General features: G+C 41.9%; 4 protein-coding genes and 1 pseudogene. 3 read left to right on the forward strand and 2 right to left on the reverse strand.

The window, feature by feature from the left end; all coding sequences use genetic code 11:
• The coding region (locus CGZ90_RS17935; protein WP_133063613.1) for a hypothetical protein at window positions 1-385 on the reverse strand (385 nt) is incomplete at its 3' end.
• 278 nt (window positions 386-663) lie between these two features.
• Window positions 664-921: a hypothetical protein gene (locus tag CGZ90_RS17940; protein ID WP_094253913.1), complete on the reverse strand. Its 258-nt coding sequence runs from the start codon at window positions 919-921 to the stop codon at window positions 664-666.
• Between the two features lie 451 nt (window positions 922-1372).
• On the opposite strand from CGZ90_RS17940, the gene CGZ90_RS17945 reads away from it, so the two are divergent.
• The 3 genes and pseudogenes from CGZ90_RS17945 to CGZ90_RS20385 all read left to right on the forward strand — a co-directional run.
• Window positions 1373-2245: a YitT family protein gene (locus CGZ90_RS17945; protein WP_205727421.1), complete on the forward strand. Its 873-nt coding sequence runs from the start codon at window positions 1373-1375 to the stop codon at window positions 2243-2245.
• Between the two features lie 622 nt (window positions 2246-2867).
• A complete protein-coding gene (ftsE, locus tag CGZ90_RS17950) occupies window positions 2868-3554 on the forward strand; it encodes a cell division ATP-binding protein FtsE (RefSeq protein WP_094253914.1) in 687 nt (228 codons plus the stop codon).
• Window positions 3544-3677, forward strand: a pseudogene (locus tag CGZ90_RS20385) (permease-like cell division protein FtsX); the annotation flags it as partial. The gene ftsE and the pseudogene CGZ90_RS20385, both read left to right, overlap by 11 nt.

The following is a 3677-nucleotide window of genomic DNA, read 5'->3' on the forward strand; positions in this document are numbered from 1 at the left end:
AGGGGATTAAATCATGATGAACATATGTCTTATTCTTTAATAGAACTGAAAAGGCATATTTAAGGTCATCATAGTCTGTATCAGCAGAAAGATAGCCGCTGCACTTCTTCTCAAGCATGATCCGGCAGAATTCTTCGTTTTCAGATGGAAGCCAGACTGCTGTACGGATATTACTTTTTAGAAGACGTTCAATTATTACCCGTACCTCCGGCTGAGCAGATGAGCCGTCAATCATCACCAAATCCTCTTCTGTTAAACCATCCAGGCTATGATCAGCTAAAACGCCGCTAGTTGTCACGTTAAATCGAGGATGTTCTTTTTCAATGAATTGTTTTATCCCTTCTCTTAAGAAGGCGTTTTGATGAATGATAAGAATAGATGCCACGTTTAAAATACCCCTTTTACAAACAGATGTTTAAAGAAATTATAACAATGAACCGTTTTCAATAGTCTGAAAAAACACACATGGAAACAATTACATGATTATACATTATGTGAATAAAAATTCAAAAAAGGTGAAATTCGGTGGGGTACGGTACTCTAAAAAGACATTTCTCCGTTACTGTCTATCTGACATGGACATTAAGAAAGGAGTTAAGACAAACAAAAAGCCTGGCTATTCAGCCAGGCTTAAATGTTTCCGAGGTTTCGTTACCACAATGTTTACTGAAGGGTGATAGGATGCTCGTCAACCGTCTTGTTATCTAAAAGATATTCAATTTGGGCTTCGAGAAACTTAATCCGTTCCTGCATTTCTTCAAACTTCACAACGACTGCAGAATGATAGCGTCCCATTTCATTTTCCATAATATCGAAATTGCGTTCAACAATATCTAGCTTAGCTTGAAATCTGTCGAGCCTAGCCAGTGTTTCATCAAGTTTATCCAAAAGCAGAGGGTTCATGTCTTGCTTCTTTTTCAAAAAGATCATCCTCCCAATCCGTTATAGATGATTCTGATGACAACCTGCATGTGCATGCAATAATCAGCCGTGAGTGCAAATTCCTGATGAATTTTGCGTTAGATATCATTTTATCACGAATATTGGTGAATAGGGAAAAAAGGGTTCGACAAACTTGCTGCTAGTAAAGAAGCCCCGTATTAAAAGCACGTATAGAGATACTTTAAATAGAAGATCTTTTAATTGTGTAATCCTTTAGCGCGGCAGTCTGGTTTCGTTTACACTAAAATAACAGGCTGATATAATTCTTCAGGGAAAGTAATGAGGCAGAGCATTTCGATGTAGGGGGTACGGTACCCATTCTGCTAAAACCCTGATTTATCAAGGGTGCAGAGAATGAGTACCGTACCCCCGGACTAAACCAACTAAAGCCACACCTCATAAATAACATAGACAGGCAGTGAAGAAAAGCATGATGATGGCTATCAGAAGAAGAAAAGCAATTCTCCCGCCATGGGCGGAGACAGTGCTTGAATATATATATGTAGTGATTGGATCAGCCTTTGTGGCATTGGCATTTTCAGTTTTTTTGCTTCCTAACGCCATCGCGTCTGGCGGTGTCAGCGGTATCAGTACTATATTGTATGGTCTGTTTAAATGGAAACCTTCGTATGTACAATGGGCGTTCAACATTCCGCTGTTTATCGCAGGGCTTGTGTTTCTTGGCAGGAGGTTCGGCCTCAAAACGCTCGTAGGCACGATCGTTCTTCCGTTATTTGTGTACGTGTTCGAAGACTGGGGAGCAGCTACTAAGGATCCTCTGCTAGGAGCATTATTTGGCGGCCTTGGGATCGGAGCGGGTCTCGGGATTGTTTTTCGCGGGAAAGCTTCAACAGGCGGTGTCGATCTGCTGGCACAGATTATTCATAAGTACATCGGCATTTCACTCGGAACAATCATTTTGTTAATTGATGGTACTATTGTGCTGTCATCTGCCGTCATATTTGGCATTGAACAGGCGCTTTACGCACTTATCGCTATGTTTTTAACAGCAAAAACGATTGACGTCGTTCAGATGGGCCTTGGAACATCTAAAATGGCTCTTATTATCTCAGATCACGAGGATGAGCTTAGGAAGGGCATTCTCACTGATATATACCGCGGTGTAACAAAAATAAGCGCGTTCGGCGGGTATACAGAGGACGAACGTCCGATGCTCATGTGCGTTGTGGCACAGCATGAAGTAACCAAACTTAAACAATATGTGCGTGATATTGATCCATCCGCCTTTATCATCGTCGTGAACGCTCACGAGGTGCTCGGAGAAGGGTTTAAACGCCAATAATCATAAAACGGCCTCAAAAAGTCATGTATACGACTGTTTGAGGTTTTTTCTTTTTCTTGTTTTAAATGCTCATTTTTAAAAGACTGTTTCTAAAGCGGTATCATCGTCTTCATTAGTAGCAACAATGCTGTGCGGGCTAATAGGTGAGAGCTAATACCCTTTATAACTGCAGTTCAAACACATCGTCAGCACCTTTTCTCTTGCAAAAATATCATATACCCCTTAATGTGATTATCTTAAGATTGCTCAGCCATAGGCTTTCGGGACGCTTTTGGTGACTTTTTTACTATTTTACAATCATAACCCCCCGTTTTGGAGGAGATTGTCGAAAACTTTTAGCGTCGTTTACCCCGATGTATAAAGGATTTACTCGAATTGTGTCGTAATGTTTAGTTAAAAGAATTCCTATAATATGCGCCTATTGTCACTTGCTGACGGAAGATGAAACAAAACTGTAATAAAAAACACGTATTCCGATGTTATAATAGGAATTACGGAAAAAATGACAATTCTTGCAAAACCGCTGTCTTGTTTCGCGGTTTTCCAGTATAGAATTATTGATGAAATCTCATCCCTTATCAGGGGAGATAGGGAAATAGCTAGCAGTTAGGATGTGAGACGTTTGATCGAAATGATTGACGTATGGAAGACCTATCCGAACGGTGTTATGGCATTGAACGGAATAGATGTTTTTATTGAAAAAGGTGATTTTGTTTATGTAGTAGGGCCGAGCGGAGCAGGAAAGTCTACTTTCATTAAATGCATGTACCGCGAGGAAAGGCCGACAAAGGGCGCTATCATGATTAATGGTACGAACCTTGCAAAAGTAAAAGAACGCCAGATTCCAAAAGTACGCCGCAAAATCGGCGTCGTGTTCCAGGATTTCAAGCTTTTGCCGAAACTGACGGTTTATGAAAACGTCGCATTCGCGCTTGAAGTTATTGAAGAATCTCCGAAAGTCATCCGACAAAGGGTGATGGAGGTACTGGATCTTGTTAAGCTGAAAAGCAAGGCTCGCATGTTCCCAGACGAGCTGTCGGGTGGAGAGCAGCAGCGTGTATCCATCGCCAGGTCAATCGTGAACCGGCCGCCGGTAATTATTGCGGATGAGCCGACAGGTAACCTTGACCCGGAAACAGCGTGGGAGATCATGGATATTTTCAAAGAAATCAACGAACGCGGCACTACAGTCGTGATGGCGACACACAACAAAGAGATCGTTAATACAATCAAGCATCGCGTAATTGCCATCGAAGGCGGAAGAATCGTTCGCGATGAGGCAAAGGGGGACTACGGCTATGAAGATTAGAACCCTTAAACGCCACTTCAAAGAGTCAGGAAAAAGTCTTGTCCGAAACGGATGGATGACTTTCGCGTCAGTAAGTGCGGTAACCGTAACACTCTTGCTCGTAGGGGTATTCTTAGCCATCTT

It is taken from the genome of Fictibacillus aquaticus (assembly GCF_002245695.1).
Classification (GTDB): Bacteria; Bacillota; Bacilli; order Bacillales; family Fictibacillaceae; genus Fictibacillus; species Fictibacillus aquaticus.

Excerpts from the sequence above, each read along its gene's own strand:
- CGZ90_RS17945 (WP_205727421.1), top strand. The coding sequence starts at position 1,373 with ATGATGATGGCTATCAGAAGAAGAAAAGCAATTCTCCCGCCATGGGCG.